6 protein-coding genes and 1 pseudogene are annotated in these 5,805 nt (G+C 45.7%); 4 read left to right on the plus strand and 3 right to left on the minus strand.

The genetic code is table 11. From position 1 onward, the window contains the following. Positions 1-139 precede the first annotated feature (139 nt). Positions 140-907: pseudogene (locus tag PX482_RS24370) on the minus strand (nuclease/transposase family protein); the annotation flags it as partial. A gap of 316 nt (positions 908-1,223) precedes the next feature. Between PX482_RS24370 and pdhA the strand changes: the two are divergent. The 3 genes from pdhA (at position 1,224) to PX482_RS24385 (ending at position 4,317) form a co-directional block, all read left to right on the plus strand. Beyond that, positions 1,224-2,258, plus strand: a complete 1,035-nt coding sequence (gene pdhA, locus PX482_RS24375; protein ID WP_002761057.1) for a pyruvate dehydrogenase (acetyl-transferring) E1 component subunit alpha — start codon at positions 1,224-1,226, stop codon at positions 2,256-2,258. A gap of 194 nt (positions 2,259-2,452) precedes the next feature. Beyond that, entirely contained in the window at positions 2,453-3,235 is a 783-nt protein-coding gene (locus PX482_RS24380) for a hypothetical protein (protein ID WP_002761059.1), read from the plus strand. A gap of 113 nt (positions 3,236-3,348) precedes the next feature. Next, on the plus strand, positions 3,349-4,317 hold the full coding sequence (locus PX482_RS24385; RefSeq protein ID WP_288026688.1) for a glycosyltransferase family 2 protein: 969 nt from the start codon (positions 3,349-3,351) through the stop codon (positions 4,315-4,317). 388 nt (positions 4,318-4,705) lie between these two features. On the opposite strand, the gene PX482_RS24390 is transcribed toward PX482_RS24385, so the two are convergent. Continuing rightward, a complete protein-coding gene (locus PX482_RS24390) occupies positions 4,706-5,047 on the minus strand; it encodes a DUF8822 family protein (RefSeq protein ID WP_002761061.1) in 342 nt (113 codons plus the stop codon). Between the two features lie 34 nt (positions 5,048-5,081). Between PX482_RS24390 and aat the strand changes: the two genes are divergently transcribed. Continuing rightward, positions 5,082-5,663, plus strand: a complete 582-nt coding sequence (gene aat, locus PX482_RS24395) for a leucyl/phenylalanyl-tRNA--protein transferase (protein WP_071825075.1) — start codon at positions 5,082-5,084, stop codon at positions 5,661-5,663. On the opposite strand, the gene PX482_RS24400 is transcribed toward aat, so the two are convergent. Beyond that, a partial coding sequence (locus tag PX482_RS24400) for a hypothetical protein (RefSeq protein WP_288028200.1) occupies positions 5,622-5,805 on the minus strand: 184 nt, incomplete at its 5' end. The genes aat and PX482_RS24400 overlap by 42 nt on opposite strands.

Here is a 5,805-nt window from a genome sequence, read left to right on the forward strand (position 1 = left end):
AAAGCTTTTGTACCAGTGATGGTTAGAGATTTAGGGATTACGGAGTGTCGCTTGTTTCCTGCGTTCCCAAAGTCAACGACTCAATTTAATGCTAACATAAAGTCGCCCTAAAGGGCGAGGTTTTCAACCCAAATTTTCGATGATTTAAGTGCGCTTGGTATCTTCTCTCCCGCCCCGATAGCCGTTTCAAGATCTCCCGACACCTACGCCTGGTGGATCTAGTGCCTTGAGACGCTTTCCTTTGCAGAGAAGCTCGAACGCGACTGTATTTATCCCTCGTTTCCTTGATTCCCTCCCCCGACCACGATTGATCGGTTGATGTTACCGCGATGTCACGACGGCCGAAATCGACCCCGATAATGTTATCCGCGTTGATAGGTTTCGGCGGTTCCGATTTTAGTTGGATGTGGACATACCAACCGCCGTCACGATGTAGGCAGATTTGAGCGGAGGTCGGATTTTGCCAGGTAAGTTTCCCCCGATGGTAATTGCTCGCTCTCAGGGGAATGGTTAACCGTTTCCCCGTGGTGCTAACAGTAATCGCCCAATCTTTCTCGACGAAACGGAAGGTTCGAGCGTCACAGTCGAAACTTGTTGGAGCAAAGTTCTTGACCTTCTTCCCTTGAAGTTTTGCTGTCAAACGATTAGCCGCCACCCGACCGCAAGCTCTGACAACGTGGTTAGCCGTCAATCCGAACCGATCCTTAACGTCCTGATAACAGACGGCTTGAATCGAGTTCCGGTTAGTCAGCCGGGGATTGACGTTCTCGTTAATCCAGCTACAAGCCGACGCAAAAGCCGTACAGGTATCGGACAGCGCTTGTTGTTGTTCGCTACATACTTGAAGCTTGATCACTAGCGTCAGGACTTGTTCCACGGCCTCAAAAAACTCACCAACAGGAAGCATAACATATTTAGAGTCGATGCGCTACGCGCGTTTTATACTGGTCGGCATTCCTCCGCCGCTAACCCGTAGGGTGTAACGGGGGCATCCTGCCGACATCTAAGGTGAATTAAATGATGTAAGTGAGAGCGGAGCGAGTAAAATAACAAGATACCATCTTATCCTAGCCAATCTCTGACTGACTAAGGTTAGATTTGTAGAGAGAAAATACCAAGAACCTCTTGGTTTAAGCCTAAAAAATTCACTGCCAGAATTCTCGAACAATCTACCGCTTCCTCTCCCCCTGCCTTTTTGTTGTCTAAATGATACTACAGACCCTATGATTTCCGAACGTACTTTACCAACCTTTAATCCTGCTTCCATCATTATTACCAAAGCTGAAGGTCTTCGCCTATACGAGGATATGGTTTTGGGGCGGATGTTTGAAGATAAATGTGCCGAAATGTATTATCGAGGCAAAATGTTCGGTTTTGTCCACCTCTACAACGGTCAAGAAGCGATATCTAGCGGTATTATTAAAGCCTTGCGTCAGGGAGAAGATTACGTTTCTAGCACCTATCGCGATCACGTCCACGCCCTCAGTGCCGGAGTTCCCGCTCAAGAGGTAATGGCGGAGTTATTCGGCAAAGCTACGGGCTGTAGTAAAGGACGGGGCGGCTCCATGCATATGTTCTCCGCCGAACATAAGCTTTTAGGGGGTTACGCTTTTGTGGCCGAGGGGATTCCCGTCGCAACCGGGGCGGCTTTTCAAAGTAAATACCGTCGGGAAGCCATGGCTGATGCCAGTGCCGATCAGGTAACGGTCTGTTTCTTTGGGGATGGGGCGAGTAATAATGGCCAGTTTTTTGAGTGTCTGAATATGGCCGCCCTCTGGAAGTTGCCGATTATCTATGTGGTGGAAAATAATAAGTGGGCGATCGGTATGGCCCACGATCGAGCCACTTCTCAACCGGAAATCTATAAAAAAGCCAGTGTTTTTAGTATGGTCGGTGTGGAAGTGGACGGTATGGATGTGGTCGCCGTTCATGCCGCCGCCAGAGAAGCTGTAGCCCGCGCCCGCGCCGGTGAGGGGCCGACTTTGATTGAGGCCTTAACCTATCGTTTCCGGGGTCACTCTCTGGCAGATCCCGACGAGTTACGCAGTGCTGACGAGAAACAATTCTGGGGCGAAAGAGATCCGATCACTCGCTTTGCCGCCTACCTCTACGAACGAGATCTGGCCACGAGAGAGGAATTAAAAGAAATCGAGGAGAAAATTCAAGCTGAAATCGAGGCAGCGGTTAAATTTGCCGAATCTAGCCCCGAACCCGATCCTAGTGAACTAACTCGCTTTATTTTCGCCGAAGACGAGTAATTTCAGTGATCAGTTACCAGTTATTCAGAGTTGAGTAATCAGTAATCAGTGATCAGTGATCACTGATTACTTAAGGTATTCTATGAGGGGGAGCAGCAAAATCCCGCCTTGAATCTGGTTGTTGTGGAAAAAATCCGTAAAAACCAGTTGCGCTCTTGTATAATTCGCTAAAATCCAGAGAAATAGCTTTTGCCATGGCGACTACAGAAGCATTGAACCCCAGTCAGTTCGCATTCTTAACCAACCTCACCGCTGATCGTTCAAGTTCACCCAACCCACAAGAAGAAATGGACAAAGTTATCATTCTCGTTAATGCCGAAGCTCAGGCCAGTGGTCAGATGTCTCGCCTATCGCCCGTTACCGAAAAAATGGTGATTGCCTTAAAAAATGCGGTTCCTAAATCCTTGGCGGTGGAGGTGACGGGGACGGCTTCCTTGTGGTCAAAAATGGAGTCGGGTAAAACCAGCCAGAATAATTTAATCTGGTGTCCCTTAACAATTCAATTACCCAATTGGGTGAATTTTCCTGGTAAAAAAGTTTATCAAGCTTGTCGGGATATCGAAGAAAGACGCGCTTGGGTTGCCCATACCCTGCACTATAAAACCAGTCAGGGAGATTCTTCTTTTGGGGATCTTTGGTTGCCGATCACGGTGACATCTAAGGGTTTAGAATACGGTGAGGTAATCGGAGAAGGCATGATCCCCAACGCCTACAGTCAACCGATTAGTCTGGAAAGAGAGAGTCTTAAGTCTTTACATCGGCTGGCAGCGCAATTACTGGATAATTTACAGGCTCCTGCTTCCGTTTATTTGCTACAGTTTCGTCTGGCTCATCGAGAAGTGGTTTTTGATCGTCTCTGGCCTTTTCCTGCTGCACCTGCGATCGCTTCTCTGCGCGGTCAACAGACGGATCTCTATGCATCCTACTGGAATTGTTTACGTCGGCAAGCAACGCTCGATCATTCCTTGGCAATTTAAAGGCACTGTCTAGCAGTAATCTATTAAGTTGACAAAAGGGATACTTTAGCAGAATATTTAGAGCGTAGCAGCCGCCATAAAAACACGGCTGTTGTCCGTTCAACCTCTCGAAAATGCCGAAATATTCGCTAATTATCCCGATTTATAACGAGGAAGAAACCATTCCAGAACTCTATCGCCGTGTCAGTGCCGTCATGGATAGTTTAGATGATTCTGTGGAACTGATTCTGATTAATGATGGCAGTCGGGACCGTTCCTTAAATTTAATGCGGGAACTACAGGAAAGAGATGCTAGGGTCTGTTACATTAGCTTTGCTCGTAACTTTGGCCATCAGGCAGCAGTGACGGCAGGACTTAATTTTGCTAGGGGTCAAGTTATTGTTGTCCTCGATGCCGACTTGCAGGATCCACCGGAATTGATTCCCAAAATGATTGAGTCTTGGCAAGCAGGTTATCATGTGGTTTACGCCCAGAGAACAAAACGGAAAAAAGAAAGTTGGTTTAAACGCCTAACTGCCTACGTTTTCTATAGATTGCTGCGACAATTAGCCGACGTGGATATCCCTGCGGACACGGGGGATTTTTGTCTGATGGATCGTCAGGTAGTGGACGTATTAAATTCTATGCCAGAACGGAATCGTTATATTCGCGGTTTGCGCGCTTGGATTGGTTTCCGACAAACTGCTGTTAAATTTGAGCGGGATCCCCGGTTTGCTGGCGAAGTCAAATACACTTTTAAAAAATCCCTAGCTTTAGCGATTAATAGCTTGGTGTCTTTTTCTAAGATTCCCCTGCGTATTTCCACTTATTTAGGCTTATTTTCCGCTTTAATTGCCCTGTTGATGGCTTTACTGGTTCTCTACTGGCGCTTACAGCAACCCGACTCTCCCGTTACCGGTTTAGCTACTATCTTGATCGCTGTGTTTTTCTTGGGTTCGGTACAATTGATCGGTATTGGCATATTAGGGGAATATATCGGGCGAATTTACGAAGAAGTTAAGGGCAGACCAGCCTATACAATCGCTGAGATCGCTGGGTTGGAAATTAATAGACCTCTTGTAAAAATCAAAAATTGTTGTTAGGGTTAGGAGTCAGGAGTCAGGAGTCAGGAGTCAGGAGAATTAGGAATGAACAATAATCAATTAAATGGTCTATTTAAGGATTTTATGCAATTTAATCCTTATTCTTACCGTTTTTGAACCCTCAAAAATTAATTATGCAAGAGGTTTAATAAAACTTTCCCAACAACTATCAATTAATTCTTGTCAATTAAAGATTTTGTTAACTTCTTAAATAAGCAATAAGCTGTTGACTCTCTAAATTACTGGTTAAGACTGTCTATGATCGAGGAGAGAGGTTTTGCTCATTTGTCCTAAAATTTCTAATAGGCAGTGCAGCTTACCCCATTCGTACAAAAAAATTAGCAGAGCAGCTAATAGAAATTAAACTCCAATAACAAAGAAAAACTGTCTAACTTTGCCCACAACAGCGATCGATCCCTAAACTATCTAAAATTAAATCACTGACAGCGTTAGCGATGGCAAATTCACTATAAAAACTTTCGCGGAAATCAAAAGCTTGCATCTCGGTAACGATCGCAATTACCAAGCTACCGAGATCGTTTTCCCCTTCCAAACGCTGACGCAGAAAAATTTGACTAGCGCGTTCAGCGATAGTTTCATTAATAGCTTCGGGAATAAATTCCGCATCTAACCAACGATGTAAAGCGGTTCGCAACCAAGTTTGTTCCTGTTGGGGATTTTCGATCGGTGGTAAAGTAATGGGCGGAATTGCTGCGGGATGATCAGGCATAATTAGAGAATTATCAGGCTACGAGACTGAGTTCTTGGGGGGATTCGTGGATACCGCCTCTATTATACAAGGATACGCACGCGGTTACTTTCTCATGGCCGATGAGGGGGGCAGATTGGATTGGTATTCTAGTAAAAATCGCGCTCTTATCCCTCTTGATCGGCGTTTTAGGTATCCCAAGTCCCTAAAACGAGTTTTGAATCAAAATCGCTTTAGCGTGGCTATTAACCGCAATTTTGCTGGGGTTTGTGCCGGTTGTGCCGATCGCTCGCTGACTTGGATTTCCCCGGAGTTAATGCAAATCTATCAGCAATTACACCAGGCCGGTTGGGCCTACAGTTTCGAGACTTGGCAAGGGGATCAATTAGCGGGGGGGATTTTAGGTTTAGCAATTCGCGGGGTTTTTATCGGGGAATCGATGTTTTATCAAATTCCCGATGGTTCTAAGGTAGCCATGGTCAAGTTAGTCGAACACCTCAGAGAACGGGATTTCTGTCTATTTGATGCCCAAATGCAAAATCCCCATCTGGCTAGATTTGGGGCCTATACTATCTCCGAAAAAGAATATCATCCCCTACTTGAAGGCGCTCTGTTGAAGCATTGCCATTTTGTTTAAGTAGGGCTTGCTGAATAAATCTAAAAACCTTGTTGGATAAGACTTTTGGACTTTTTTCCCCTCAAAAAGTGCCAGCCATTGCGGGGATCGGGGGGAAAATTCCTGGACTTTTTCCCTGAAAATTAGGTAATTGGCCACCTCA

Source organism: Microcystis sp. M53602_WE12, assembly GCF_030065455.1.
Lineage (GTDB): Bacteria > Cyanobacteriota > Cyanobacteriia > Cyanobacteriales > Microcystaceae > Microcystis > Microcystis aeruginosa.